Origin of the sequence: Serratia quinivorans, from assembly GCF_052113645.1 — a bacterium.
GTDB lineage: Bacteria > Pseudomonadota > Gammaproteobacteria > Enterobacterales > Enterobacteriaceae > Serratia > Serratia quinivorans_B.
Map to the genome: position 1 here is coordinate 24644 of NZ_JBIEIU010000024.1, position 25476 is coordinate 50119.

Below are 25476 nucleotides of genomic sequence, written 5' to 3' on the forward strand. Positions count from 1 at the left end.
TGTTTTACCGTGCCAAACATCACTTTTCATAAGAGTTACCATTCATAAATCTAATGAAAAGATCCGCTAAAGATCCTTTTCTTCAACCAGTTACATCTCGGTTGAGTTTGTTCTTAGCATCCTCTACGAGTTGCAACAGCTCTCCATATTCCTTAGCTGGAATGCAGTAAAAAGCCGGTTCGTTGTAGCTCATAATCGCCAGTGCCTCACCATTCCCCGAATTTACGCACTCTATCGGGTTTTTTCTGAACTCAGAGACACTGACTAATCTGCGGCTAAGAATGATTTGAGGCATATTTGAACTCCTCCGCGATACGTCTCTTTTGATGAGGATAGAACAAGGTAATGCATTAAATCAAGTACAAAGTATATAACAAAGATCGCGCTCACAAAAAAGGCTAGGTCAATGCCTAGCCTTGAGGAGATTGAAATCGTTGCTTTTACGCTAGGTCAGGCTCGTTAGTGTTGCTGTCCAAGCCTGTTTTTTTGCTTGCCTTGCTGCTTGGGGAACTGGACAGCTTGGTTGCTTCCCATACGTTACGAACGACATCACGAGTAGAGATGTTACCGTTTTCATCCCTTGTACGAACTTGTACCGGCTTAGACTCTTTCAGATCCAGCGCCACTTCCTGACCTCTTCGGAAACCTTTCAAGGCATCTTTTAGTCCAACGCCCCACTGAGTCGATTCCAATCCATCTTTCCCTTTTAAAACAACATAGTAACTTTGACTATTACCTTCTTTGTTTTGGTAAGGTGCTGCACCATGCTTCATAATTTTCCCTACAATTGGTTCGTTGCGGGGAATAGCCTGCTGGGCTTGCCCTGGATTTTGCAATCTGGACGCAATCTCTGCGCTAATATTCTTATAAACAGCATCATACGTTTCAGGTGTGGCTTGAAACTCCCGTCGCTTCTGCTCGTCGCTCATTGCCATACGGCGCAATCCAGGATCTTCTACGATAGTTCGTACTTCATCTGCCGTTCGCGCCTGTGGCTGTTGCACCGATTTTTGTAATCTGTCCGCAATCTCTGCACTAATTTCTTTATAAACAGCATGATATGTTTCAGGTGTGGCTTGGAACTCCCGTCGTTTCTGCTCGTCACTCATTGCCATACGGCGCAATCCAGGATCTTCTACGATAGTTCGTATTTCATCTGCCGTTCGCTGTGTTTGCGCCTGCGGTTGCTGCTGCACTGGCTGTTGCAGTGGTTGTTCTTGATCACTAGATGGTTGGATGTTCTTATTATCATTTTTAGCCACAGCCTGTTGTGGCTCACCAGCTTCAATAGTAAACGCAGTTCCATTATCTGGTACATCACGTTTAGCCAACTCCTGGCGGCGTTGTTCAAGCATTTGGTTCATTTTCTTGTCAGTGAAATGAATATCGAGACCCTTTTCAGCAACAACATTAACAACCATCTCCTTAAATTCTTTTGACCCCTTAATGTTAAGTGTACTGCCAAATCGTCCCTGTGCCAGCTCCAGCGCGATAGCGACACTATCCGTGCTCAGGCCATTTTTACGCATAGTGATCAACTTACCAGTATCAACGAACAGGGTTTTATCACTCGTCTTATCAAGATAGTGGACATGCCCCTTACGGGTTCGTTTAGTATAAAGGTTACTGGCGTCGAGTTGCTTTTCTACTGACTTCCTGGACTCATCAGCCACTTTGGAATATTCAACAGGGTTGCGGATTTTATCCATTACACGCGCAAACCGACTTTTAGCCCCCTGATTTTCTTCTGGTTCAGGAGCACTGATAGTAAATCCTGACACTTTTTTATTATTACTGCCCATCAGTTCCCGGATTTCTTTACTACCCATAATATAATCCTCATATTTATTAAAGGCTGCTTCTTTCCTTTTCAGGCGCTCAAAGTGAATGACTGAAACAAGTTGATTTTTTTCTTCATCACTAAATCTTTTATCGGATAACACCTCCCGTCTGATATCATGAAAATCTTGCTCAATAACTCTCAATAACTTATTAACGTTTTTACGCGGAGAGTTATCATTAATTCGCCTAATCAACCAGGCAGATAATGAAGAAGAATTAACGTCTGCATTAGTAGGTTTAGAAAAAACTGTCTTTGATTTATTACCCGTGATTGTTCCTGCTGAAAAAATGAAACTACTTCTCTTATTCACATCAGCAAGTGTTGGTATCCTATTTTTGAATCGTGGGATTGCAGGGTAGGGAGTTAGCTGTAACCCTCTTGATCGTTTTCCATTCCCTGCCAAGGGTCGGGTTCGAACTCTTGTCTTTCCTGGTTCGACATTGGTTGAGCTGGCAACTCTTCCTCGTCCCCCTCCGTCTGATAAAGTGCGTCGCAATCCAAGATCTCTGACGGCCTGCTTGTTTCCCATGAGAATGCGTGCATCACCCGGCAATAGCACTTTATCTCCTTCCCGGCTGCGTGAACTTGCCACATTCCCATCTCGCATGTTTTGCAAGCTATTGGTAGTTCTGGGAGCAAATCCTCTTTCAGTTTTAAAAGCACTTCGCTCGTTATTTGTCTGCCATTCACTTCGTAGGACATTCGAACCTCGATGTTTTAAGTTAAAATCATGTATGCATGAATGCATCAGTTTCGACTTTACTTCGTCATTGGATGCATAGTATTTATCTCTTAAACGTTTCGAGGAAATTTTATCTATATACTTAATTTCTTCCGAACGTCTATTCCACTCTGAAAACCGATCTTTAATGATATGTTGTTCTAGAGGTGGCTTAGTTACACGTCTATGAATAATGAAATCATCACTAAATATGGTCTCCTTTAAGTTTGTAAATTTTTGATCTCCTTTCAGTTTCACAGCGATATATTCAGAAGGTTTACCTGCATTTCTGATTTTAGTTTCACCATACTGGGAAACAATCTCATAGAAACCTTTTCTAGATTGGACGCCTTCATCATAGACTCTCTGCAAAACTTCACTTTTGAATGCTTTGTTTTTCGCTCTAAAATCATCCCCTTTATATCTAGACAACATATCAGCGTAACTAGTAGGTGTGGCTCGCATGTTATCTCTTGGAGATTCTATTTTATATTTCTGGTTAATATACTCCTGGAAGGCCTCAAGATACTTTTCATTCTGTTTATAGTTGCCAACAGGATTCATTTCGTTACCACTTACTAAATTCTTTCGCGGGATAACAATATGAATATGAGGTTTCCTATCTACTAGCCCTCCCGTTTTTCTATCCTTCATGGTTTTTATCTTTGGAAGATGCGCCTCCGCATAGAAGTTAAATTCATCAGGAGAGTACGCCTTCATCAAAAATGATTTAAATTCTTGTGTAATAGAAGAGAGCATTTCCTCATCAACCTGCTCTTCTTTAAAAGAGAGAGTAAATGTAAGGTAACGATCCTGACCTTTATCCGGGATGCTTTTATAAACCATCTCAGTCAAATCAAGATTACCGTCAAGAATAACTCTTTCATCTAGTTCATCGCGAGAAAGTTCTCGACCGGACTTCTGCCCCTCTTCGAGATACTCCTTTACGCCAGAATTATATCCTTTGCACCTAATCAGCATCCTCGACCGCCTTTTTCATCAGTGATTCTATATTGAGAAGGGCATTAAGAAATAACGTGTATTTTCTATCTGATATTGTACCATTTTTATGAGCGACGTTAACTTTCAAAGCAAGCTGATTTATATTATTACTCGATTTATTAAAAAGGTATAATAGTTGTTTGGTGTCTTTTACTTCGATATTGATAAAGTCTTTTTTATCCAGAACCAGTTTTCTAAAGAATGCTGAACGACTCAGTTTTGATTCTTTTATTTGTTTTTCAAACGGAGAATACTCATCAGACGTTATACGTAACGACACAACGATCTCTTTATTCTGTTTAACAGCCATAAAGCACCCTCTAGTGCTGGTGATGATGTTCCCGCCATGCGGGGTTTCAAAGGGGTTTCCCCTTTGGCACGCGACGAATACAAAGGCCGCAGGACTTTGTATACAGTCGGTAACGTGCCTCTGTTGGTGTTTGGATGTAGGGTTAAGAACACGGAAAAGCACACACTACCGCATACAAAAAATCATTTTCAACTTGACGCAGACACACTATCGCATACACAATAGAACACATTAAAACCAAAATCGCACACATATTTGCACACGTAGTGCTCTTATGAGAAAGTAAGGAGGTGATAAGGAGACAACAATGATTACAATTGACACTTTTCTACATCGACTCTGTGAAGCAATCAGAGATAAAACAACAAAATCTAAGCAAGCAGCTTTTGATTTGTTTTTTTCAGATATAATTGAAGCCAAGAAATTTTATTCATGGGAACAAATCACATGCTTTATAAACACTGCGACGAACGATGACTTAGCTCCAGCCGCATACAGAAACATGCTAACAAGGACAAAAAATAAAAATAGGGTTCTAAAAGAAAAGACACCCTATTCTATTAGAAATAGAGAGCAGATAATCAACCAAGATGATAAAGAACCGGCATCCATTAATGATACTAGTGATTTGGGCAGTTACCTTGCCGTTTGTTTCAACAATGAAAGACTGGCATCAAGAGCTATGACCGGTGGAGTCAGCATTGAGCAAATAAAAACATGGCAATGCCCAAATGCAATAAGGCTAGGGACTACGCTCTCTAACTACTTACAAAACAAATAAGGAAAGGCTATGTATTTGAAAATGGCAGTATTAAATAACAGCGGTAACGTAGGTAAATCAACTATCTGTCAAACACTGTTAAAACCTCGATTAAAAGATTCCGAGATAATCCGAGTTGAAACCATCAACTCAGATGGAACTAATGACAACAAACTTTCCGCAAAAGAATTTGATGAAATTTTAAAATGTATTGATGATAGCGATTGTACAATCATCGACATTGGTTCATCTAACATTGAACAATTCATGGTTCAAATGTTAGAGTTCCAGGGAAGTCATGAATTAATTGATTATTTTGTCGTTCCAGTAACAACTCAAGATAAACAGCAACGCGACTCTATAAATACCATCAATAATCTTCTAGATAGCGGCATTGAACAAGAACGTATAAAAATAATTTTCAACCAAGCAGAAAAAGACATTGAAATTAGAAAGCAATATTCTGTTTTTTTATCTGATAAAACATGCAACAAAATTACTGGCGATAGTCCAGCAATTGTTTACTATAACAACATATTCAATATCCTTACAAAATCAGGTTTACGGTATGATGATGTTTACAATGATGAACGCGACTTTAGAACACTAATTCGCTCCGCAGAGTCAAAAGAAACAAGGCAGGAATTATCAAACCTACGAACAGTTAAAATGCTAATGAATGGTTTCAACTCTGATCTTGATATCGCATTTCAAAAGCTAAATTTGGCATAATATTAGGCGGGTTTACCCGCCTAATAAGGAGAAATTAATGAGCATTTCAGAAGAGTTCAAAGATCAAAAAGTAAAAGAGCTGCTTGAAGACTACATAGCACTTGATAAAGAAATTAAGTCTATACCCGAGAAAATACGTAATGAACTGATTGAACTTCGCGAAACCATTAACTCTCTACCTGATAATATTGAGACCAGTATAACTAAACTAGTAGTCTGCCTCGAAGAGGCTGAAGCCAGCTTTGATGACTTAACGGTGAAACACAGAGCAATACTGATGAATCAGCTTGACGAATCAAAGCTGGAACTACGTTCCGCAATAAAAAATGAAATTTCTAATGGAATTTCAGAAAGCATACAAGAAACACAATTACAACTTAATCAGTTTGAGAGAAAAGTTAAAAATATATTAGAATCAAATAGTTTTATAAATTATAAAAGTTGGGTGGCAATAATAATACTTTCATCCACATTAATTTTATCAGTCGCTTTCAACGGACTCTTTTATCTTTATAAATGATAGCGACGGGTTTTTTTACCCGTCTTCATTATTGTTTAATCCTCGTGCCTGCCACCTAACTAATATATCAACATTAACAATCGTGCCAGCGATGTTAAAACCGCCTGGCAGGGAAGGGGGGGATTCAGGGCATCAGTCAGATCGTAAAGCCCGGCGGTTTAATATTCGTAAAATATATTGCTATAGTGAGCCGCCTTCTATGCGCTTTGCGCATGGAAAGATCTCGCTTAACTTGCTGAGTTTATCGTTATTGTTTCAGGCAGCCTAGCGGATAACTGATGCCCCATACAAAGAGCCAGCGAAGGAATAGAGGGATAACTTAAATGTTACTAATTAAAGTATTATATACCAGATAGAACACATGTGGAAGCGAACGAAGCAGTCGCTCCTCGGAATACCTCGCACCGCGCCTACCAATCCCTGATCATCATTGCGCGTCACTACAACTACAGGTATCGAGTGAAGGTGCGCAGATAATCGCACACTGCCGCCAGGCGACGTGCCGCCAGGGCGGTTTCAAAATCAATATAGGGTGCCGCCGGGGTGCCGGTGGCGCTACGCGCGATCTGCGGGAACGTGGGGGCGGTGGTACTCAATTTTTTACTCTCCGCAATCAGCCGGGGTAACGTGTTACCGTTGATTGTAAACGTCCGGGCGGCGGGAGGCTTGCGGAATAATCGCGCTGGCGGCGATCGTCATTTCGGTGAATACACCTTTGATGGAAGTAAAACCGAAGACCGAACCGGGGAAGGGCAGGGCGGCCGCCCCACGGAATGCCCCATCCTGCCCCGGTCCGGTACGCGACAGGGTAGCAAAAGCGCCGCACCAGGCACAGGGGCGCGGCCGCTAACGCGCCCGTGCGGTCAGTTTTCGCGCGTTTCGGTAAAAAGGGCGTTTTACCGAATCTCGGCGAACGGACAGAGAACCCCGCTGGCCGCGCTCATGGGTGAGGTAACGCATCGTTTTTGGTTGTGACTTCATTGGCGGCTAAACCTACGAGATCAATAAAACTCAGTGCTTTATCATCAAGCCATAAATGATCGTCATGGCATGTAATCGGCTTGTCACGGTAATACATAGGAACCTTAATACCGTCCGATAGCCGTAGTGCATTACCGTTTTTATCGCAACTGTACGATTTATTTTCAGAGATTTTAATGGGTGCACCGGGATCAAAAACAGGGATACCTGTCGCCGATACAACACTACTGAATGCAATAATTAGAAAAGACGTACATATGACCTTACCTTTTTTTACTCTCATGCTTTTATTCCTTTTTCGCTAGTGAACCATAAAATTCACGTTTCGCTTTTCTATATGCACCGATTAAAATGAAAGGGTTAAGGTGAAAATACGCATAGGGATATTCACGCCTAATGACCTTAATGATTTCAGAGTAACGCTTATCGAATCCCTTTACCTGTGAAGAATGCAATAACTTTCTGTCAATGAAACCAGCTATCATGTTAGTTCCTTTTCAGTGTTACCTAACCATATTTTATTGAAGTGACGGTTTATCTGTTGGTGCGGGACAAAATAATGCAGGTAGTGATCCTTCAGGCCAGGAGCGGTCACAATCCTGAAACAATACAAAACCCATTGCGAACACCGCACCAACCAGCATAACCAGGAACCACATTTTAAAATTTCGTGACATGACCTCAATTCTCCATTTCTAACGTTGTGCAACCCAGCATTTAGCACCGTCATAATCATTCCCCCCTTGAGCCTCAAAAATATGGCCCTGCGCATCAACGGCCAACGCACCGGGGCGCTCATCACTGGCGTCACGTAAGTAATTTTTCCAACCGTAGACTTCACCCTGCCAAACCAACACCACGCCAGCAACATGTTCTGGGTTCGCCTCGCGCCATCTGGCGACTATCGCTATGATCTCTTTCATCGTAAGGCTCTTGTCTGATAATCGGGAAAGTGAATAATGAGCGATTTACCCTCGGTTTTACTGGCATACTCTTTCACCAATTCGCCTATGGTTTCACACCCCATATACGCTTCCACCGCTAATTCACCCTGTGCTATCCATCCAGAGTCAGCTATCCCTTCATTCAGAACAGCCACGTCTGTTTTACTGTCACGCCGGGTTAATTTTGACAAGCCGACGAACGGTAAACGCCAAAAAACAAATAAGTATACCGGCAGAAACAACACAACCCAGGAAAACGCAGAAATCGGTAAGATATAAACAACCGCAGTCCAGGGCTGTATTTGATAATTAATTAAGTCTAAAAAACTTCCCGCAGGGGTCAGCCCCATAACCGAAGCCGTAAAACTCACTGCATCATAATATCCCTGTTCGACGTTATTTTTTAGCGTGGGAAAATAATGTAATAAGAGAAAAATATTAGCGGCAACCAGAATAACAATCCCCAGCCAAAAAAAAGCAGTCTTTGCTCTATCCATCCCAAAATTCATCGTCAAGTCCTCCCTAATGATTATAGACGCGCATTTTCATGTCGAGGGCATTGCACGGCCAAGACAGAAAATCCTTGTTCATCATCCTGTTGCGCCACCGTCAGGGCACATTGACCGAACAACGCCGGTATGCCGCTAATATCGCCGGTAAACCGCAAGACCAATGGCTTGATCAGCGTTTGTTTGTCGTCAAAACAGGACGACAGCGCCTGTTTACGGGTATACAACGCGGAGATTTGTGCACTCCCCGCCAGCGCGGTGTTCCATTCATGATCAGACACCAGGTGATCATCCCAACCCATGCTTTTCAGCGTTTCCACCGCATAGGTGAAGCGGAACAGATCACTTTGTGAGGCCAGCGTTCCCGCACTGGAGCGGTAGATATAGTCCACCTTGCCGCGCAGGTTCGCCCGGAACCCGTAAAGTTTACCCTGAGCCTGCAACCAGAGAATGTCAGCCGCTACCGAGCGGGGAAAGCGTTTGTGTTTTTGGGCGTTCGCCAGCCAACGCATGATGAACAGGTGTTGTTGTACGTCCGACGTTGCTCGCCCGTCATGCTGTTCCATGCGCAGAGCGACCAGCAGGCACCACGCCAGATGCGCAAGTTCAGCCGTAGGACGTTGTTGATATGCAGGGGTTGCCAACGGATAGCCTCCTTCTTGGCTCAAGAAGCGGCAACGATCAGCCGCCCGCCACTTCGTCAATGTTTTCTGTTGCCGTCTCGATACTCTCCAGGGCATCGTCAATCAGGCCGATCGCCTCTTCGGAGGCCTGGCCGCGTTCTGACTGCTGCAACCCTTCCGGCATGTTGTCAAAGGCGTCCTGTTCTTCATCACGAATAGCCTCAAGTTCAGCCTTCACATTTTCGAGTTGCGCACTCAACGCGGCCAGCGCCTTTCTGATTAACTGCCTAACAGGCTTTCCAATGGAATATGAAACTGTTTGTTGAGATTCCGTATCATTGGAATGGTTAATTTACGCTTGCCGTTCAAAATCTCATAAACCCGGTTTAATTGTCCGATAGCCGGTTGTAAATCTTTCGCAGTTAGCCCGGACTGCTCCATTCTGAATTTAATGGCCTCAATCGGATCAGGCGGATCAATGGGGTAGTGTTTCGCTTCATAGGCTTCAATCAGCAATACCATGATTTCCATAAAATCAAATTCGGGTGTGCCGGGTTCCGGCTGCGCGTCAAACAGGGGAGAAATCGAATTCAGCGCTTCATGATAGTCCTGCTCGGTACGAATAGGCTTGATATTCATTTTGTTACCTCTCTAATCTCAACGGTATTGACATCAATTTTATCGTACTGCTTATGGGTGCCGATAAATTTAATATAAACCCAGCCCGCCGCATAGAATATGGATGTCACTAAACGGTAATCGTTACCTTTGATGTTAAACACCACACGACTGTTTTTAAGAATACTGGCGCTACGGTAAAGCTCCTTAATTTCCATCGGGGATTGCCAATTGGCTTTTTTCGCTTCGTCCAGCCAGGCTTTTAACGGCTGTTCTGCATCCGGGTACTGTTCCCAAAAGCTCTTTAAGGTTGCGATGGAAATGATCTTCATGGCGTCTATCCGTTACTGTTTCAATACATTAATTATATCCCAAAATGGGACAAAGACAACTTTTTTCTCTCTCAGCCGCCGTAAAAAATTCGGTCTAGGATGAGGGCGGGGCCAGCCCGCCCGGTGTTCAGTGCGCGTAGCCGCGCAGATGTTCCAGCCACCAACGCAACTCGTCCCAATCCTGCGGTTTCATTGCGGGGATCTTCACTTCCCAGCCCTTTACAAGCTGATCGGCGATCGCTATGATTTGGTTCATTGACATTAAATTTACCTCGATAGTGGTTTATTGTCATACGGCGTTAGGTTGTTGCAATCAACCTAACGCCACCTTTAAAATTTTATGTTCATCAATTCACTTTTTGACGGTAAATCATAATAACCTGATGACACTATTCTACCGTCTGGGGTCAATACCTTAAGGTCGGTTTCATCTCCACGTTTAGGGTGTTCATAAAATCGATAACCGAGCACACTTCCAATTAATACCGGTTTATTTTCTAAAAACTTCTTGGCGTTATCAGTTAGGTTTTTCATTTCTTATTCCCTGTCATTTTTTAAGCCACTTAAAATTACTTCCTTCGCTTTTTCCTGTTCGCCGGGTGAGTACGCAAAATTACCCCATTTTTCAATCTGCCTGATGACCTGTTCTTTGTTGTATCCGCAAGAATCAAACCAGAACTTAACATTTCTTTTCAGTGAGGCTAATGCGCTTAATTCATATTCCATTGTAAATCCCTCAACATATTTATCAAAAATAAAAAAGGTAGGAATTGACCATTAGTTGATTGCATCAACACTCAAAACGACATAACCTTTACTTTTATTATTCTGACCAAAGATAAAAGCCGCATCGAAAGAATTTAAAGCGCTGGTGATAAAATGACATTTGATAGTTTTATTGTCTTGATTTTTTGAAAGGAAAACCACATCAAAGCGGGACAACCGTAAGGTTTCGAGAGTATTCATTATTGGCTCCTGGCCGACTGGCCGTTATAAGAATCATCGTTGATGCCATGAGGTATATATTACATATTATAGTATGTAACATCAAGGTTTATTTCACGTTCTCATACTGTTTTATTTATGCCCGTCAGGGCATGGAAGGCGACCACGCCGATCTGGAATGATGCACTGCCCATCAATCGCCGGAACAATCCCAGGCAATCAGCACCGCAAACCTCCCCCCTCCCTGCAAAGCCCAAAACAGGCTTACAGACCACACACAGCGAATTCAGCCTTCCGGAGGACGCAGTTAGCGCGTGAGCCTAGCGAACGGAACGCTGCACCGTTTACGGGGCAGGGCGCTGTACTGCGCGTACAGACGCATCGCGGCTGTTACGGGGCGGCATTTGCAATCTCACAGCAGCAATTTGTGAACAGGAGCTATCGTTCAATTTATTTGTCGCGGTCGATAGCCAGGCATCAGCTGGCCACCTGGTTTCAACTGTCGCCGGCATTTAATGTAATTGATTATTTTCAGCAGGTTAGTAAAAATAGAAGAAAGGAATCGATGTTCAGATAATTTGATATTTTGCGTTAGCGATGGCTGCCCGTAGGGGCGAGACAGTTTACTGGCTCGATGCGCAGCACAACGTAGCGCCCCGGAAGGGGGACGCCCTGAGAAACATCACCAACTGATGCTTTTTTCCCACTCTTCCCGGATGCTTTCAATTTGCCCGTTCAACGTATCCTGGAGCGCTTCCACCTTTGACGGTAAGACAACCGGCTCTGAAAGACGTTGAGCCAGTAGAAGGGCGTTTTGAGCGGCTTCTTGCTGCAAGGTTTTCCCTTCCGGTATTCTGTGTATCAACATGTATTCAGGGTGATCATTGACCAATAATTTTAAATAATGATATTCAGCGACTGAAACGCGCGTATCGTTTTGTTCTTTTTTCTGCCATGAGTTCAGCGTCATACCCAGCATGTCGGCCATCTCTTTTTGTGAATAGCCCAGACTTTCCCGTGCGGCCTTGGCGAGATCGCCACGGTAATCAGGTTCAATCTTCATGGGTGGTAGCCTCATTTAAGAAATTAATAAATTGTTGCGTCAGCTCCGGTATGGGGAACTGATTAGAATCAATCACATCACCACATTTGACGTATAACTCCTGGTTCAATGTTTCAAAACGTCTTTCTTTCTCACCTGCTGCACGCTCTGACTTTGTTGGGTTGGTGCGGTCAAGTATTAAATAGTGAAGCCGGTACAGTTGCCCATCACTATAGACAGTGAGCATTTTATAAACCCTACCTTTGCCTCTAGCATAAAAAATTTTATCCACATCGCCTCCGTTGATAGTGGCACAGAAAACAGTGGCGGCGGGTTCGATACCCGCAGCAACTGTACGCGCCGCAAAATCTACTAACAGCTCTATGATAGAGCTGACGAAAGATGAACAAAAGAAAGCGCCCAATTGGGCGCTTTACATGATTATTCAACTTTTGGTCTTATCCAGCTCGGAAATCTTCCCGTATACCGCCGATTGTAATCCGTGGTGGAAATATTCCAGCCCCTTTCCCCATAATCTGCCTTTACGATGATCCTCAACGCTTACATCTAAAGGAACCGCAGTTTCCCCCCGCTCTTTACGCAGTTGTGCGATTGCTTCCGCGATTAGCTCGTCACTGTAGGAACGTTGGCAAAACAGGTATTTTACACCGCCGTAAACGCGGTTAAATGAGGTGGTATTGTACTCATACATGTCAACCATACCGTCAAAACTGCCTTCTTGAAATTGGCCGATCACTGCCTCTACAGCCTCTTTTGTCGGGCCATCAGTCCAGGAAACATTGATGCATGTATAATCCTGTTTACGCACGGAAAACTTTATACCGTTGAAATTTTTCTTCAAAAGGATACGAATGTTTTTTGTAGCAATATTGGTTGTATTGCTGGCATTGTCCACGGTCAGCAGATCGGCATACACTGGGGTTTGCCGATCTGCTGACCTGCCCCGATCATCTTCATACGCCTGTGGTTCAGCTTCGCACTGGTCGATATAAGCCTGAACCTCAACGCGGCGGCTGCGTACTTCATCCAGTGTGAAAATTTTCGATGGTTGGCCGTAAGCCGAAATGGAGGTTTCAAGAATATTAGCGAGGGTGTGATTATCCATCCCGATGATGGTGTAACTCACTTTACCCTCTGTCAGGGTAATAGCGCTAACTGCGTATTCAAAACCGGAACATGTAATACACTGGCCGAATGGTAATGTTTTCATTTTATATCTCCTGGCCGCATGGCCTTTATTTGGAAACAACATTGCTTCCATGTGTTAAATTATACATATTATAGTATGTAATATCAATATGTATTTTTATTATTTGCCCACTTTGTTTATTCTGCCAGAAGATAAAAAAGCGGGGGTATTCCCCCGCAATTTGTTCCTACTTATCGGCTTTTACTAGCGCCACTTTGACCCTTTCAGCAGCAGCCAACGCGTTTGCTGTAATTTTCCGCACCCATGCCCCACGGCTAGGACTCCATTTAAATGCGTATGATTTCAACACAGAGCGGATCTCTTCTTTAGGTTTATCATCAAAAACAAACATAATGCGGTTTTCTTCATTGTCGATCTTCATCACAAACCCGTCATGCTCTTCCTCAATTTCCAACACATCTTCCCGAACAGCTTGCAGCTCAGTAATCCGTGTTTTGAGGCGCTTAATTTGCGCATTGTTGTTTTGCAGGGAATAGGAAGCAAACCCGATGCGACCGCAAAAATCCCCGTTCAACAGCGTGTGCGCGTTTTCCTCTGTTTGCCCCAGCGCGAGTAGCGCGGCTAATTGCTTCTCTGCCGTCTTGTTTTTGCGGATTACGCTATTACAGGCTTTCATGATTTCCTGTGCCTTAATGCGCTCCTGCAACTGTTCCAGCAGCTTACGTACCGCTTCTGGATCATCACTAGAAACACCGCCTCGACCTACACCATCAGCCTTGCTTTCATAATGACTGGCCTTATCCGCACACTTAACGAAAGCGTGACGATAAAGATTATCGGCCTTTTCCAGTGTTCGACGGTGGCCACGTTCACTGTGATGGCCTATAAGGATCGGCTGACCTAGCGGAATAACTCCTAACATACCGTTAGCTCGTTTGTGTGCAGCGCTACCCTCAGCCCTAGCTTTGGCTGCACGTTCGCTGTAGCGTTCCCGCCGCTGTTCCTGGCGTTCTTCGTGTGGGTTCACATAGTCAGCAGCACGTTTTGGCTCATCCAGCCAAGCGCGGCGCAGTTGCTCAGTCACATCAACCAGTTCAACAGAAAGACGACCAATGACAGGACAGACAATGCCATCATCAGAGAGTTTTCCGTCTTCATTTACATCGTACAGTTGCCCCTCACCAGTCTGAATTTCCCGGCCTTCAACATGATGAACAACCCGCCCTTTATCCGTCATAAGGCGGCTATTGGGATGTTCTGACCAGTTGGTAATAACATTTGAGGATTGAGTGATAACAGTCATTTTTATTGCTCCTGGCCTAATGGCCTTTATTGGGAAGCTGTATTGCTTCCATGTGTATATATTACATATTATAGTATGTAATATCAAGGTTTATTTCACACTCTCATACTGTTTTATTTATGCCCGTCAGGGCATGGAAGGCGACCACGCCGATCCTAACTTGAGCACCATCGAGAATCGCCGGAATAATCCCCACCAATCCAGGCGCAAACCCTCCCCCCGTCCTGCCAAGCTCAGAACATACCTACAGACCACTCAAAGCGAATAAAGCCCTCCGGCACGGACGCAGTTAGCGCGTGAGCCTGGCGAACGGGACGCCGCACCGTTTACGGGGCGGGGCGCTGTATCTGCGCGTACAGACGCAAAGCGGCTGTTACGGGGCGGGTGCAGGGAATTATCAAATGGCCGCGTTTTATTCAGGTTTTTTGGCACAACCGTCCGCCACTGTGACGCTGGCCACTGAGCGGTAACAACAGCCGGCACTTTAATGAACCGAGATCTTTCAGTCGGTTAGTGATTGTTCATCGATAAAAATCAATATTCAGATATTTTGATCATTGCGTCAGCGATGGCAGCCCAACGGGGCGAGACAGCCTGCTGGCTCGATGCGCAGCACAACGTAGCGCCCCAACTGGGGACGCCCTGAGTACAATTTTAGGATAAAAAAAAGCCTCGAATAACGAGGCCTTAAATGAAAATTTTGACCGCGCATTTTTATTTCATTCAGAACGGTATGCCGCTGTCGTCAAAGTCTGTTGGTAATTCGTTATTATTGGGTGGTGCTTCCGGGTTCTGCTGCTGTCCAGTATCCCCACCAACAGGGCTACTTGCACCGTTACTCTGGCGACTGCCTAGCATTTGCATTGTACCTCCGACATTAACCACAACTTCCGTGGTGTAACGTTCCTGGCCGCTCTGATCTTGCCATTTACGAGTCTGTAAAGCCCCTTCGATATAGACCTGAGAGCCTTTGTGCAGGTATTCCCCGGAAATTTCCGCCAACTTTCCGAACAACACAACACGATGCCATTCTGTTTTCTCCTTAGATTCGCCAGTTTGCTTATCGCGCCAGGTTTCTGAGGTTGCCAATGTAATATTGGCAACCGCCCCCCCATTAGGCATATAGCGGACTTCTGGATCTGCGCCTAAGTTACCCACAAGAATTACTTTATTTACACCGCGAGAAGCCATTTTTATTTCCTCTTATTACTAAATACGGGGGTGATTGAACCATCTTTTTCTAGCTGTAATGCAGCGTCAAACTTCTTACCTGCTTTAGATTTAAATCCTTTTATCTCTCTCGTTTTACCTTTACTTAAAAGATCTGATATTTGTGTGATCGTAAGTGCTTTATTAAATTGCGAACCCCATAAAACGAATTTACAGTTTTCATTTGAGCAATTGCAGGCTTTAGAATTTAATTTCATTTTTGAGCCACATTTGGGACACTTCGCATCAAAGTTCTGAGCCGTAAAATCAGGCTGCCCGTTACGATCAGGAACCGCATTGCGGCAGGTAGGATAATTGTTGCATCCCCAAAATGCCCCCTTCTCTCCTTTTCGCCGTGTATAACGACCGCCACACTCACAAGGATGAATAGATACTTTCAAACCAGAGACATCAACATTTTCAACCTGGAACGCAACAAATTTCTCCAGCTCATCAAGGAAACTATCTACTTCCAGTTCTCCTGACTCGATCATTTTCTGTTGTTCGTGCCAGAGTGCCGTCATATCTGGGGTCGTCATGATTGCTGGCAGGGCCTGAATGAGAGAGAGGCCTAATGCCGTAGGTAGCACTTTTTTCTTATCTACAACAAAAAATCCCCGCTCCTGGAGCAGATTAAGGATTGTCCCGCGCGTTGCCGGAGTTCCTATACCTCCTTGTTCCTGATCGTCTTTGCCTTCATCTCTGTCCAGCAGAAGCTGTTTAATTCGCGGATCTTCAACATATCTAGCTACGCGCCTTAAATCTTCCAGCAAGGAAGCAACAGTGTAGAGTGGTGGCGGTGCAGTTTTTTCACGCTGAACATCCACACCGAGGCAATTGACGGTATCACCTTCATGGAGTTTCGCCAGTTCATCAAAATCGCCGCCATTATCTTGCTCCTCAGCGTTATCTTTATCAGACAATAACGCAGACCAACCAGGTATGGTGTTGCGGGTGGCCCTTTTTCTGAACTCATATTCACCAATAGCAAACTCTGCCAATGCCGATTTGAAACCTTTTTCTTCAAGGAACTGCGCAAGGTATTGTTCGACAATAGCCCGATAGACCTTACTTTCATCTGCGGTTAGTGCATTTGCATCAATTTGCTTTGCCGTTGGAATGATCGCCGTATGAGCTGTGATTTTACTGTCATTGAACGCTTTGCTTTTCCTCGTGCTATCCGCTTGCTCAAAATGCTTCGCCAAATCAGAGAACGTGCCAGAAATCGCGTTAAGGGTCTGCGGAGCTTCATCATACTGTTCTGATGAGAGATATCGACAATCCGAACGGTTATACGTGATAGCTTTATGCTTCTCACGTAATGCCTGAGTAATTTTAAGCGTTTTTTCCGCGTCAAAATCATACAGTCGGTTCATTTTTACCTGAAGATCCAGCAAGGCAAAGGGCAAGGGCGGCGCTTTGGTCTTATCCATCACATTAGCCTTAGTGACTGTCGCTTGCTTCCCTTTGCATGACTCCGCGACAGTTTGTGCATAGGCTTCTAAGTTAATCTGACCTTTATCATCAACAGGCCCATCTTCCGGTATAACCAACGGCGCCAATATTTGAGCGCTCACCCCGGCAATCTGCGCCTGGACTTTCCAAAACCAAGTCTCTTTATGACTTTGGTTCGCAATGTAGCGCCGGACTATCATCCCCAGGATCGGTGTTTGTACCCGGCCAACAGAGATAACCTCATCATGTCCTTTCTCTCTACCGGCAATCGTATAAGCGCGGGTAACGGGGATACCATAAAGATAATCAGCAACGTTTCGGGCATACGCACGCTTAGAAAGACCGGCAAACTCCGTGTTATCCCGCATATTCTTGAGCGCTTTACGTGCTGTTTCTGGGTTAAGGTCGTTGATCAGCAAACGCTTTACTGGTGCGGTGTTACAACAGTATTGCAATACTTCATCTACAAGAAGCTGCCCTTCCTCGTCCGGGTCGCCAGCATGAATAATTTCATCTGCTTGAGAGATCAATTTTGCCAAAATCTCAAACTGGTCTGCGGTTCTATCGATAACAATATGCTTTACAGGGCGTAGTTTCATTGGCAGCGTTTCTTTACGCCATTCTTTATACGCTGGATCATAATATTCTGGTGGGGCAATTTTAAGCAAATGCCCAACACAATAAGACACCACATCATCACCACATTCGATATAGCCCTCTTTGTATTGATAATTCCCAATAGCTTGAGCGATAACTTGAGCCAGATTAGGTTTTTCTGCAATAAAAAGTCTCATATTAATGGCTCCTGTCAATACAATCTTTTTGTACTAAAGACTGTATTTCGCCCGCTGCCGCAACAATGATTTCTTGTGCTTTATCTTTGTCAAAGGCGTTAACTATTATTGATAACTGGTCACTGACATCCCTTGCTAATGCAAAAGTATCTTCATTGTCATGAACCAGAATATGTCCTTGCGACTTTATCAGGGTTTCTTGTGCTATTTTCTTATCGTGTTCCATTTTTAATCCTCCAGTTGAAGTGCGCCCATAGCGAATGCAGCCTCAACAATTGCGGAAAGTTGATGCGTTGGCATGTAATCTTTGTAATTAATCCATACTCGTTTAATTTTCCCATCCACTTCTACCGCACGCTGTCTCCTTTCATTACAATCACTATCCAGCCATACGCCATTGAATAAAGGAAAACTGTTATTCTTAAAATAAACCTTTTTATCTTCATCAGGCATGCAGTTGAGCATATGAGCGAGATAACGACATACAAGCGCGAAACTTCTTACCGCATGGCCTTTGTCGTCAAACTCTATAATTCCTCCTTTGCTTATCCTGAATTCACCAAAAGTCATAACATGAGCACGTTCTGGTTTTGTCGGGAATGTCCATGTAGCGTAAAAAGAGTACACCCCGCGTTCTCTTTCTATCCATGCCTCCGCAACGAAGCAAGCCTCGCTACCATCCAGACAGGCTGAATAGCGTGGAGGTACACAAAATGAATCACTGTCGTGAGAAACAGATTGCGTGTATTTTCCAAGAATGAAAGTGTCACCGACTTTCATATCCCTGATTGAACGCTGAAACCAGAGAGGCATCCGGCAATAACGCATGAAATCATAAACCGTCTTTATTGAACTCACTTTCATTATTAACTCCTTTACCAGCCATACGGATAAGCAGGGAACGTCAGCCAGCTTTCAAGTAGGTATTCGGTTTCTTTGTTCCAGTAAAAATAAAACCCCCTGGAATTGAACCAGACGGAATGACCGTCAATCTCACCAATCTTCTCCGCCCTGTTAAGTAAAGGGTTAACATAAAAATCATCTTCAAAAGAATCTGTGAGATTGGACGCTACGAAATCCTTACGAGATAGTTTTGTTATTTTGTCACGCTCATCATCGAAGTTAATGCAATCCATTGTATGGGGATTGATGCCAAAACCCACCGTACTACCTGAAAATGCTCTATGTTCAAAATTACTCCACGTATTATCATCCAGGGTATCGACATGTTTTTGTGTGATATCAATAAAGGATTTTTTAACTCGCCCCTTATCATCATAATTAGCCTTTTCTGGGAAGCTAATAAGAAACTCGATCGTTTCACCCTTACCATGATTGAATAAAGTCTTTAACATTTCATCTTTTTCAAATTCCGTCTTGAATGCTTCAACATCACGGACGAAACATGATATATAGTAATATCTGTCATTCTGGAATAGTCCTTGCAAATCTGCGCCGTGAAGCACGGCAAACTTACAAAGGCGCTCATACAGATCTAATTCATTTTGATAATCATCATCAGGGACGATTACCTCTACCTCAGCCGCACTACCGGTTACACTAGAGTCAATATAGATATCGGCACTAACAAGCGCTTGCCCGAAAATTCGCGTATTGAAGCGTTCTACATCAGTATTATTCATCACACATTTCCTTTTACAGTAAACCGTGACATTGCCCGAAATTTATTTCGGGCAATGGCGGGGTTGGACAAGCCGCTTGCGGCGCGTCAGCTTAAAATACACTCACACGAATAAAGGCATTAAGTATGAATTAGCAGGTAATTGAGGATTTGAAGGATAATATGATGTATCACCAGTAATACGTATCGCCAACCTTTTTCCCGTCAATGTAAATGTCGATATAGTTCTGACTGCGACATCCTGGCGGATAATGATTGCCATTGTTGATAATGCATAACTGGTTTTTCTTGAACTCAGCAGGTTTGGTTTCGTACTTGGTACACCATTCATCGCCGTGGCCGTGCGCCCAGCGAACACATTCCTTGCGTGCGGGGAGCCATGCACCTTTGCCTGTGTTCGCTGATCCAGTGCTACTACTATTAACAGCGCATGAGGAAAAACTCGGTAACGGTGACTTTCCTTTTTTAACCCGTTTAAGCATTGCATTATGGGGTGCATTACATTCGTTACCAGGGAAACCCGCAGGCATACAGAGCCAAATAGCGCACTCATCTTGTGAAGCTGCCACTGATATCTTTGGTACAGCGGTTATAGTTAACAACCAACACAATAATATCCCCAATTTTTTAAAGTTCATATGAGCACCTTAATTTAAAAATAAGTTAATATTTTTTTCACTGATAGCTTAAAACCCAAAATTGCCCAGGACTGCATCCTCGTTCAGGTAAAGGATTTGAAATAATATTGTAACTGGCACCCGCAGGCACAGCGAAATTGATAGTTGTGCTTTTCGCCCAACCGGGGTTATTACTTACACTTGTTGCCACATTTAAGTTATTGACGTTTGCGACTAGTGCGTATGTATTTTCACATGAACCGTCATCTACGCCCCAATTCTTAGTGGATTGCCCGCCAAGCGCAGTGATCCACATCGTTGTACTTCCCGGATTACTTCCTGAAAAATTACCGACGTGATACCCCAATTGCTGGTAGGCACCGTTACTTTTCCCCGCGCCTTTCCATATTCCATTCTGACAAAATAAAAGCGCACCATCATTAGCCCGCCCAACCAAACCATTCGGGCTACATCCCCAACCTTCATTTGCCGTTCCATCCAGTTGTAAATACTCCCCAACGGATGCTCGCCCATCGGCGCGAACAGTCCCCCCTTTCAATTGTCCGCCAGTATAAATGCCTTTGTTATTAACCGAGCGTATCCAGTCATTATCATCCATGTAGAACCCGCCACCGTGATCTTCATTGAGCCAGCCTTTGCCATGCTTGGTAATCAGCCAACCGGCATTGCTGCGAATATCTCCGTTCGAACCAATCCATCCGTTCGACCAAACGCTATCATTAGCAATTAAACGCTTACCATTAACATCTTCACTATAATTACCTGATTTAGCGTTGATATTGTTCGCGTTGTTGAGGTCATTAGCCCCCATATCAATGCTGGTATGCATTCTGTTCAAATCTGGCCGTCCATTGACCTGATAACGATACAGACGGTCACTCTCCTGCATGGCCGTTCCCAGCACTTCGGAAGACAGCGCAATAGCAATATGGCCTGTCGTGCAGGTGATCCCAAAATCACGTGTATTACTCGTCCAGCCGCCATATGCCCCGGTTGCGACATTATCTTCATTCACATAGCCGCCCATGCCTTGAATTTGCGTTGAAATTGACCGCAAACCACGATAGGGGATCGCCGTTCCACTGACGGTACACGTCAATGCCTGGAGCTTGTCTTTCAGTTTGTCGTTTTTGACAACTGCCGTTACGTAAGTTTGACCGTAGCTGTTCTCTGCTGAGAATCCATTTTGCAAATAGCCCTTACTCGTCAGCAGCGAGGGGGTGATCTTCGTGGGATTGCCAGGCGTCGAGGTTGCCAACAGTGAGTCAGTATTATCTGCAATATAGCTTTTGGCTGCTTCGTTGAACGTCGTGGCATGTATCGCCATGACACCCCACTCTTTTTCCTGGAGATATTCGCTAACCTTTTCAGCAGCGAACACAGAAGCCAGCATGATAATCAGCAGAACGCCCAGCGCTTCAAGCGCCATATAGCCCCGATGTATCTTCGGGGAAAGCAAAATGTTTTTCATGATCTAATCCTGATTATGAGAAGGTTGCGACGGGCAGCACACCCCACACAGCCGCCACCCCGCATAAGAATGGGGCAAATGGCGCACCTCGATATTCATGATGGTGACGCCAACGAGAAGGAGAACGATACTTTTTGAATAAAAGAAAAAGGATTGCCAACAACGTTGCAACGGTGATTAATTTTAATGCGGTTAAACCTGAAAACCATACAGCCAAACCCACTATCAAATAAACATCACCCAGACCAAACACTTCCCCTCCTGCTCGCCGGTTGATATAGATTCTAAACAGAAATAACCCCAGCCATAGGATGCATAATGTTGCTATCATTACCCACCATTCGCTTTCCGGTTCAATAGCGCGATAAATAACACCGACAACAATAAAGGTGAGAGTAAAGCACTTTGGTAGCCAATTTCGTTCAATGTCCAATATGATAAATAGCGTCAAAAAACCATAAAACGCCGAAACAAATAATATATTCATGAATTTTGTATCGTTTTGCATTGATAGTACAGCTAACACAGAAAACCACGGTATAATTATCGCATAGCACCACTGAACGGACAGACCATAACGTGGTTCATGTGTTTTAATAAAGCGATCAGCAGAATACAAGGCCAAAATCTGAAATGCATAAGCGGTGATGATAAACAACAGCACGTCCCAATAGTTCATGATGTTGTCCTCTTTCCCGTTAATAATGACGTGTAAATTGCGTAAATCCGCCTGGCATATTTCATCCTTTTTTCATCGTTATCCTCGCGAAATCCGGCGTTATACGTTCCCAGGCACATCCAGTTAACCCCACATTGCTTTATGTGCTTAGCCAGTATCCATGCACCAATCTGTACATTCAGGCAAGGATTAGTGAGCAGATCATCTTTTGATTTAATGACTCCCATACGAATGAGCGACGGGATATGCGTTGAGTTAATCTGTGCCAAGCCGTAATCGGTACTGGTTATCTTACCTGCTTTATTTTTATTGTGATTAATGGCTTTTGGATTTAGCCCGCTTTCTTGTGTTGCTATTGCTTTTAGCAACAGCGGATCAATTTTATATTTTTCCCCGGCGGTCTCAAAACAATAGGCTTTTGCACCGGAAGAAAAAAACAGCATGATGATAGAGAAAAAACATAATAAGGATAAAAAGCTACGCTTACATTTCACTCGCCGCCCCCTGTTTATTCAGTAACAGGGGGCATAAGCCCCCTTTATTACCTATAGGGAAATGTCATTAGTTATTGGACTTGAAAATCAAGGTGTTTGTACCGACAGAGCCGTTATCCGCTTTGCACTGTGTACCGGCTTTTTCTGCGGTTACACCACCCACATTATTGGTTCCCGTAATGCTCAACTCACTCACCAGGCTGGTTTCACTCATTTTTGTTGCCAGCGTTACACAGGCCTCTTGAGGCACGTTCTTGTAGGTCAGCGAGAATCCCTTGTTATTGGTAGAACCATTCACTTTCTCAGGCGAAACTGTCACATCACCGCCCCACACGTTAACCGCCGTAGCCGTTCCTGATTGCGCAGTACCGTTAATGGTCATGCCGGAAGGAATGCCGCCGAACTGGATCAGGGTGCCGGTCATTTTAGTGGAACTGCTAAAGTCATAGTTCCCCTTGGATTTCAAAAGGCCCCGCGTCTGGTTCATGATGAACTGTGCGTTAGAAAGCTCCGTACTGGTATCATTTTTACTGAACAGCGAAGCAACCAGGATTAACGCCAATACTGTACCAACCATAATCAGCAGCAGTACGCCGCCCGCCTCCAGTCCCAACCAGCCACGGTGTACGCTGTCAGTTTTGTTAGTGGTTGGTGCGTTAGTTTTATTACGTGTAATTACTGTCATTTTATTTTCCTAATGAGTCAACAAGTGAATTAATTTGAGATATTGCCAGCAACAGTGTCGCCATATACGAAAACACCAAGACAAAACAAAGTATTGTTAAACGAAGTGCTTTTTTCTTTACATCTTTTATCGCTTGTTGAAGCCAGCGATTAGCATATCCTTCAAGAATATTTTCAGCGCCATCTCCTTCTGTGAGTAACATCATTTGATTTACACATTCCTTTGACGGGAAGTTATAACCTGTACTTTTTAATGCTTTCCCTAAATGTTGCCCCTGCCTGATGTATATCTGTGTTTCCTTAACCCGTTGTTGCAACCAAGGGCTGGCATTCTCGTTGATAATATTCAGCGCGTTCAATGTCTGTATATTTACACGAAGCAGCGCTGATATATTCAGCAGAAACGTTACTCCTTGAAAAATACGATATAACGACCAGGGCGTGATTGAATCAATGAACTTCCTTGATTTACCGGTATAGTTCTCTAACGACCAATAAATCAACCCAACAATCAATATTGCAAAAACAATGAATAAAAAACCGTTTTCTATCACCCCCTGGGATAGATTCCCCAACAACCATATCGCACCCTCCCATTTTTCACGCGGCACCATCTTCTCTAACTGAGGAATGAATTTTTCGTTTACCATATACATCATCGCAATCACGATAATGATTAACACGCTGGGGTACATGACCGCGCCTTTGATAGCGGCCAGCATTTCCCCCTTCCCCGCAACGATCCGGCTGGCCCGACGCAACGACTCAGCGATATTGCCTTCAAGAACGCCTGCGCCAATTAAAGTTGCTTCCTGAATAGGCACCCAATCAATCAATGCCACTTCTATTGACTCCCCTTCATCCAGGGCGTGTATGCAGTCCGTCAATAACACCGCAGAAGGATGTTTTTTTCGACCAAAATCCGTCGCAACGTCGCGCATGTCAGATAACGCTTGCCGCAAAGGTTTTTCATTATCTAATAAAAACGCCAGCATCTCGTAAAACTCGATGCGGTCGTTAGCTGAAAATGAATGTCGATATAGCCATCGATTTGCATGAGTGGCCTTTTCTTTGACGGACTGCAAGGAGAATTGCAGCCGGTGGATCATGTCAAATGACTCCTTATGATAATATGGTAATTTGTCGCTAATTAAAGCTCTTTGATTAGCGTATAAGTATCTTCATCAATTGGGCATATTTCATCCGCTGCAAGTGGGTCAACTTCACCGGCATTGATGTAGTGCAACAGGTGTTCGTTTCTCGTGATGCCTTTTAGGTTTGTATTCCAGTAGGTTTTGGCTGCTGCCTTTCCCCGCGCAAGGTATATTTCAAAAAACTTAGCGTCAGGTGCAATAACTTCCGATATAACTGTTCGACCAATAACGCCTTTAAAACAATGCTCACACCCTCCCGTATTACGCAGATACACATGCTCAGGTTGACAGTGATGTTCTATCAATTTGCGGTCATCTTCATCCATGCGCTCCGCCTCTTCCTTGTAGGAGACTTTGCAATGCGGACACAATCGTTGCACCAAGCGCTGACTTATCAACCCCACCATAAGTTGCGCATCGGCAATTAAACGTGCACTTATTCCCATGATTTCCAGACGTTCAATAATACTGATTGCGTCATTGGCGTGTAGTGTTGTCATCAGCAAGTGTCCTGTCATCGCCGCATTAATCGCGGCCATTGCTGAATCCATATCGCGCATCTCGCCATTCAAAATAGCATCTGGATCTAACCTGAGAGCCGATGATATAGCCCGAAGCCAGGCAAGCGTTACCGCGCGAGCATCCTTTTTATCCGCGATAATGGGTGTCTGTACTGCACCAGGTATACGACCTTCTGGCGGGTCTTCTATCGTCAGGAGTCTTTTCCTTGGCAAACCATTTTTACCCAGCCCCGCCCTCGATAGGTAACACGAAGATAGCGATCTGAGCGTGGTGGATTTCCCCGACCCCGTTGGGCCTGACAGTACAACAATGCCCTCCGGGCGACGCAGGATACGTTTGATGGTGGCATTCTGTTCGGGCAAAAAACCAAGCCCCTCT

34 protein-coding genes are annotated in these 25476 nt (G+C 44.2%); 3 read left to right on the plus strand and 31 right to left on the minus strand.

From position 1 onward, the window contains the following. Window positions 1-82: 82 nt before the first annotated feature. The 3 genes from ACGS9J_RS25340 to ACGS9J_RS25350 form a co-directional block, all read right to left on the minus strand. Window positions 83-295, minus strand: coding sequence for a type II toxin-antitoxin system Phd/YefM family antitoxin (locus ACGS9J_RS25340; RefSeq protein ID WP_442233375.1), 213 nt, complete (start codon window positions 293-295; stop codon window positions 83-85). A 145-nt stretch (window positions 296-440) separates the two neighbouring features. Continuing rightward, the gene (locus tag ACGS9J_RS25345) at window positions 441-3545 is read right to left on the minus strand and encodes an LPD7 domain-containing protein (protein ID WP_442233376.1); all 3105 of its coding nucleotides are present in this window, start codon (window positions 3543-3545) and stop codon (window positions 441-443) included. Further along, the gene (locus ACGS9J_RS25350; protein ID WP_442233377.1) at window positions 3535-3876 is read right to left on the minus strand and encodes a plasmid mobilization protein; all 342 of its coding nucleotides are present in this window, start codon (window positions 3874-3876) and stop codon (window positions 3535-3537) included. Before ACGS9J_RS25350 ends, ACGS9J_RS25345 begins: the two co-directional genes overlap by 11 nt. A 307-nt stretch (window positions 3877-4183) precedes the next feature. On the opposite strand from ACGS9J_RS25350, the gene ACGS9J_RS25355 reads away from it, so the two are divergent. From ACGS9J_RS25355 to ACGS9J_RS25365, 3 genes are read left to right on the plus strand one after another with little or no spacing between them, the layout of a single operon-like run. Then, a complete protein-coding gene (locus ACGS9J_RS25355) occupies window positions 4184-4657 on the plus strand; it encodes a hypothetical protein (RefSeq protein ID WP_442233378.1) in 474 nt (157 codons plus the stop codon). A 9-nt stretch (window positions 4658-4666) separates the two neighbouring features. Further along, window positions 4667-5368, plus strand: coding sequence for a StbB family protein (stbB, locus tag ACGS9J_RS25360; protein ID WP_442233379.1), 702 nt, complete (start codon window positions 4667-4669; stop codon window positions 5366-5368). A 37-nt stretch (window positions 5369-5405) separates the two neighbouring features. After that, the gene (locus ACGS9J_RS25365; RefSeq protein WP_442233380.1) at window positions 5406-5888 is read left to right on the plus strand and encodes a hypothetical protein; all 483 of its coding nucleotides are present in this window, start codon (window positions 5406-5408) and stop codon (window positions 5886-5888) included. 446 nt (window positions 5889-6334) lie between these two features. On the opposite strand, the gene ACGS9J_RS25370 is transcribed toward ACGS9J_RS25365, so the two are convergent. The 28 genes from ACGS9J_RS25370 to ACGS9J_RS25505 all read right to left on the minus strand — a co-directional run. Next, window positions 6335-6484 carry a hypothetical protein gene (locus ACGS9J_RS25370; RefSeq protein ID WP_442233381.1) on the minus strand — a complete coding sequence of 50 codons (150 nt, stop codon included), beginning with the start codon at window positions 6482-6484 and terminating at the stop codon, window positions 6335-6337. Window positions 6485-6828: 344 nt separating this feature from the next. Then, on the minus strand, window positions 6829-7152 hold the full coding sequence (locus tag ACGS9J_RS25375) for a hypothetical protein (protein ID WP_442233382.1): 324 nt from the start codon (window positions 7150-7152) through the stop codon (window positions 6829-6831). 412 nt (window positions 7153-7564) lie between these two features. Continuing rightward, complete coding sequence (locus ACGS9J_RS25380; RefSeq protein ID WP_442233383.1) at window positions 7565-7792, minus strand: antirestriction protein ArdR; 228 nt, start codon at window positions 7790-7792, stop codon at window positions 7565-7567. Beyond that, the gene (locus ACGS9J_RS25385) at window positions 7789-8322 is read right to left on the minus strand and encodes a hypothetical protein (protein ID WP_442233384.1); all 534 of its coding nucleotides are present in this window, start codon (window positions 8320-8322) and stop codon (window positions 7789-7791) included. Before ACGS9J_RS25385 ends, ACGS9J_RS25380 begins: the two co-directional genes overlap by 4 nt. A gap of 20 nt (window positions 8323-8342) precedes the next feature. Continuing rightward, on the minus strand, window positions 8343-8966 hold the full coding sequence (locus ACGS9J_RS25390) for a DUF2913 family protein (protein ID WP_442233385.1): 624 nt from the start codon (window positions 8964-8966) through the stop codon (window positions 8343-8345). Window positions 8967-9003: 37 nt separating this feature from the next. Continuing rightward, window positions 9004-9204, minus strand: a complete 201-nt coding sequence (locus ACGS9J_RS25395; RefSeq protein ID WP_442233386.1) for a hypothetical protein — start codon at window positions 9202-9204, stop codon at window positions 9004-9006. A 20-nt stretch (window positions 9205-9224) separates the two neighbouring features. After that, on the minus strand, window positions 9225-9584 hold the full coding sequence (locus ACGS9J_RS25400; protein WP_442233387.1) for a helix-turn-helix domain-containing protein: 360 nt from the start codon (window positions 9582-9584) through the stop codon (window positions 9225-9227). Then, entirely contained in the window at window positions 9581-9895 is a 315-nt protein-coding gene (locus ACGS9J_RS25405; protein ID WP_048797410.1) for a type II toxin-antitoxin system HigB family toxin, read from the minus strand. Before ACGS9J_RS25405 ends, ACGS9J_RS25400 begins: the two co-directional genes overlap by 4 nt. Window positions 9896-10022: 127 nt before the next feature. Continuing rightward, the gene (locus tag ACGS9J_RS25410) at window positions 10023-10151 is read right to left on the minus strand and encodes a hypothetical protein (protein ID WP_256364576.1); all 129 of its coding nucleotides are present in this window, start codon (window positions 10149-10151) and stop codon (window positions 10023-10025) included. 74 nt (window positions 10152-10225) lie between these two features. After that, window positions 10226-10429: a hypothetical protein gene (locus ACGS9J_RS25415; RefSeq protein WP_442233388.1), complete on the minus strand. Its 204-nt coding sequence runs from the start codon at window positions 10427-10429 to the stop codon at window positions 10226-10228. A gap of 3 nt (window positions 10430-10432) precedes the next feature. Next, window positions 10433-10621: a hypothetical protein gene (locus ACGS9J_RS25420; RefSeq protein ID WP_442233389.1), complete on the minus strand. Its 189-nt coding sequence runs from the start codon at window positions 10619-10621 to the stop codon at window positions 10433-10435. Between the two features lie 51 nt (window positions 10622-10672). Beyond that, window positions 10673-10861, minus strand: coding sequence for a hypothetical protein (locus tag ACGS9J_RS25425; protein WP_442233390.1), 189 nt, complete (start codon window positions 10859-10861; stop codon window positions 10673-10675). Window positions 10862-11522: 661 nt separating this feature from the next. Then, a complete protein-coding gene (locus ACGS9J_RS25430; protein ID WP_442233391.1) occupies window positions 11523-11903 on the minus strand; it encodes a hypothetical protein in 381 nt (126 codons plus the stop codon). Beyond that, window positions 11893-12306, minus strand: a complete 414-nt coding sequence (locus ACGS9J_RS25435) for a hypothetical protein (protein WP_442233392.1) — start codon at window positions 12304-12306, stop codon at window positions 11893-11895. The genes ACGS9J_RS25430 and ACGS9J_RS25435 overlap by 11 nt, the downstream gene beginning before the upstream one ends. A 21-nt stretch (window positions 12307-12327) precedes the next feature. After that, window positions 12328-13113: an LPD29 domain-containing protein gene (locus ACGS9J_RS25440; protein ID WP_442233393.1), complete on the minus strand. Its 786-nt coding sequence runs from the start codon at window positions 13111-13113 to the stop codon at window positions 12328-12330. A gap of 166 nt (window positions 13114-13279) precedes the next feature. Next, on the minus strand, window positions 13280-14356 hold the full coding sequence (locus tag ACGS9J_RS25445; RefSeq protein ID WP_442233394.1) for a DUF3560 domain-containing protein: 1077 nt from the start codon (window positions 14354-14356) through the stop codon (window positions 13280-13282). A gap of 723 nt (window positions 14357-15079) precedes the next feature. Next, window positions 15080-15547 (minus strand): single-stranded DNA-binding protein, encoded by a 468-nt coding sequence (locus tag ACGS9J_RS25450; protein WP_442233395.1) that lies wholly within the window; start codon window positions 15545-15547, stop codon window positions 15080-15082. A gap of 2 nt (window positions 15548-15549) precedes the next feature. Next, window positions 15550-17814, minus strand: coding sequence for a DNA topoisomerase 3 (locus tag ACGS9J_RS25455; protein ID WP_442233396.1), 2265 nt, complete (start codon window positions 17812-17814; stop codon window positions 15550-15552). A gap of 1 nt (window position 17815) precedes the next feature. Beyond that, complete coding sequence (locus ACGS9J_RS25460) at window positions 17816-18040, minus strand: hypothetical protein (protein WP_442233397.1); 225 nt, start codon at window positions 18038-18040, stop codon at window positions 17816-17818. A 2-nt stretch (window positions 18041-18042) separates the two neighbouring features. Continuing rightward, window positions 18043-18678: a hypothetical protein gene (locus ACGS9J_RS25465; RefSeq protein ID WP_442233398.1), complete on the minus strand. Its 636-nt coding sequence runs from the start codon at window positions 18676-18678 to the stop codon at window positions 18043-18045. Window positions 18679-18689: 11 nt separating this feature from the next. After that, entirely contained in the window at window positions 18690-19457 is a 768-nt protein-coding gene (locus ACGS9J_RS25470; protein ID WP_442233399.1) for a hypothetical protein, read from the minus strand. Between the two features lie 169 nt (window positions 19458-19626). Beyond that, window positions 19627-20094, minus strand: coding sequence for a hypothetical protein (locus tag ACGS9J_RS25475; protein WP_442233400.1), 468 nt, complete (start codon window positions 20092-20094; stop codon window positions 19627-19629). Window positions 20095-20131: 37 nt separating this feature from the next. Continuing rightward, window positions 20132-21565 carry a shufflon system plasmid conjugative transfer pilus tip adhesin PilV gene (gene pilV, locus ACGS9J_RS25480; protein ID WP_442233401.1) on the minus strand — a complete coding sequence of 478 codons (1434 nt, stop codon included), beginning with the start codon at window positions 21563-21565 and terminating at the stop codon, window positions 20132-20134. A gap of 13 nt (window positions 21566-21578) precedes the next feature. After that, window positions 21579-22244 carry a prepilin peptidase gene (locus tag ACGS9J_RS25485; protein ID WP_442233402.1) on the minus strand — a complete coding sequence of 222 codons (666 nt, stop codon included), beginning with the start codon at window positions 22242-22244 and terminating at the stop codon, window positions 21579-21581. After that, complete coding sequence (locus ACGS9J_RS25490; RefSeq protein WP_442233408.1) at window positions 22241-22687, minus strand: lytic transglycosylase domain-containing protein; 447 nt, start codon at window positions 22685-22687, stop codon at window positions 22241-22243. Before ACGS9J_RS25490 ends, ACGS9J_RS25485 begins: the two co-directional genes overlap by 4 nt. 118 nt (window positions 22688-22805) lie before the next feature. Further along, complete coding sequence (locus ACGS9J_RS25495; RefSeq protein ID WP_442233403.1) at window positions 22806-23423, minus strand: type 4 pilus major pilin; 618 nt, start codon at window positions 23421-23423, stop codon at window positions 22806-22808. Window position 23424: 1 nt separating this feature from the next. Then, window positions 23425-24531 carry a type II secretion system F family protein gene (locus ACGS9J_RS25500; protein ID WP_442233404.1) on the minus strand — a complete coding sequence of 369 codons (1107 nt, stop codon included), beginning with the start codon at window positions 24529-24531 and terminating at the stop codon, window positions 23425-23427. Window positions 24532-24572: 41 nt separating this feature from the next. Further along, window positions 24573-25476 (minus strand): GspE/PulE family protein (locus tag ACGS9J_RS25505; RefSeq protein WP_442233405.1); only part of this gene is annotated, 904 nt, incomplete at its 5' end.

Bases quoted from the DNA above. Each gene is read 5' to 3' on its own strand.
- ACGS9J_RS25340 (WP_442233375.1), bottom strand. From the start codon at position 295: ATGCCTCAAATCATTCTTAGCCGCAGATTAGTCAGTGTCTCTGAGTTC.
- ACGS9J_RS25345 (WP_442233376.1), bottom strand. From the start codon at position 3,545: ATGCTGATTAGGTGCAAAGGATATAATTCTGGCGTAAAGGAGTATCTC.
- ACGS9J_RS25350 (WP_442233377.1), bottom strand. From the start codon at position 3,876: ATGGCTGTTAAACAGAATAAAGAGATCGTTGTGTCGTTACGTATAACG.
- ACGS9J_RS25355 (WP_442233378.1), top strand. From the start codon at position 4,184: ATGATTACAATTGACACTTTTCTACATCGACTCTGTGAAGCAATCAGA.
- stbB (WP_442233379.1), top strand. From the start codon at position 4,667: ATGTATTTGAAAATGGCAGTATTAAATAACAGCGGTAACGTAGGTAAA.
- ACGS9J_RS25365 (WP_442233380.1), top strand. From the start codon at position 5,406: ATGAGCATTTCAGAAGAGTTCAAAGATCAAAAAGTAAAAGAGCTGCTT.
- ACGS9J_RS25375 (WP_442233382.1), bottom strand. From the start codon at position 7,152: ATGAGAGTAAAAAAAGGTAAGGTCATATGTACGTCTTTTCTAATTATT.
- ACGS9J_RS25380 (WP_442233383.1), bottom strand. From the start codon at position 7,792: ATGAAAGAGATCATAGCGATAGTCGCCAGATGGCGCGAGGCGAACCCA.
- ACGS9J_RS25385 (WP_442233384.1), bottom strand. From the start codon at position 8,322: ATGAATTTTGGGATGGATAGAGCAAAGACTGCTTTTTTTTGGCTGGGG.
- ACGS9J_RS25400 (WP_442233387.1), bottom strand. From the start codon at position 9,584: ATGAATATCAAGCCTATTCGTACCGAGCAGGACTATCATGAAGCGCTG.
- ACGS9J_RS25405 (WP_048797410.1), bottom strand. From the start codon at position 9,895: ATGAAGATCATTTCCATCGCAACCTTAAAGAGCTTTTGGGAACAGTAC.
- ACGS9J_RS25410 (WP_256364576.1), bottom strand. From the start codon at position 10,151: ATGAACCAAATCATAGCGATCGCCGATCAGCTTGTAAAGGGCTGGGAA.
- ACGS9J_RS25415 (WP_442233388.1), bottom strand. From the start codon at position 10,429: ATGAAAAACCTAACTGATAACGCCAAGAAGTTTTTAGAAAATAAACCG.
- ACGS9J_RS25420 (WP_442233389.1), bottom strand. From the start codon at position 10,621: ATGGAATATGAATTAAGCGCATTAGCCTCACTGAAAAGAAATGTTAAG.
- ACGS9J_RS25425 (WP_442233390.1), bottom strand. From the start codon at position 10,861: ATGAATACTCTCGAAACCTTACGGTTGTCCCGCTTTGATGTGGTTTTC.
- ACGS9J_RS25430 (WP_442233391.1), bottom strand. From the start codon at position 11,903: ATGAAGATTGAACCTGATTACCGTGGCGATCTCGCCAAGGCCGCACGG.
- ACGS9J_RS25440 (WP_442233393.1), bottom strand. From the start codon at position 13,113: ATGAAAACATTACCATTCGGCCAGTGTATTACATGTTCCGGTTTTGAA.
- ACGS9J_RS25445 (WP_442233394.1), bottom strand. From the start codon at position 14,356: ATGACTGTTATCACTCAATCCTCAAATGTTATTACCAACTGGTCAGAA.
- ACGS9J_RS25450 (WP_442233395.1), bottom strand. From the start codon at position 15,547: ATGGCTTCTCGCGGTGTAAATAAAGTAATTCTTGTGGGTAACTTAGGC.
- ACGS9J_RS25455 (WP_442233396.1), bottom strand. From the start codon at position 17,814: ATGAGACTTTTTATTGCAGAAAAACCTAATCTGGCTCAAGTTATCGCT.
- ACGS9J_RS25460 (WP_442233397.1), bottom strand. From the start codon at position 18,040: ATGGAACACGATAAGAAAATAGCACAAGAAACCCTGATAAAGTCGCAA.
- ACGS9J_RS25465 (WP_442233398.1), bottom strand. From the start codon at position 18,678: ATGAAAGTGAGTTCAATAAAGACGGTTTATGATTTCATGCGTTATTGC.
- ACGS9J_RS25470 (WP_442233399.1), bottom strand. From the start codon at position 19,457: ATGAATAATACTGATGTAGAACGCTTCAATACGCGAATTTTCGGGCAA.
- ACGS9J_RS25475 (WP_442233400.1), bottom strand. From the start codon at position 20,094: ATGAACTTTAAAAAATTGGGGATATTATTGTGTTGGTTGTTAACTATA.
- pilV (WP_442233401.1), bottom strand. From the start codon at position 21,565: ATGAAAAACATTTTGCTTTCCCCGAAGATACATCGGGGCTATATGGCG.
- ACGS9J_RS25485 (WP_442233402.1), bottom strand. From the start codon at position 22,244: ATGAACTATTGGGACGTGCTGTTGTTTATCATCACCGCTTATGCATTT.
- ACGS9J_RS25490 (WP_442233408.1), bottom strand. From the start codon at position 22,687: ATGCTGTTTTTTTCTTCCGGTGCAAAAGCCTATTGTTTTGAGACCGCC.
- ACGS9J_RS25495 (WP_442233403.1), bottom strand. From the start codon at position 23,423: ATGACAGTAATTACACGTAATAAAACTAACGCACCAACCACTAACAAA.
- ACGS9J_RS25500 (WP_442233404.1), bottom strand. From the start codon at position 24,531: ATGATCCACCGGCTGCAATTCTCCTTGCAGTCCGTCAAAGAAAAGGCC.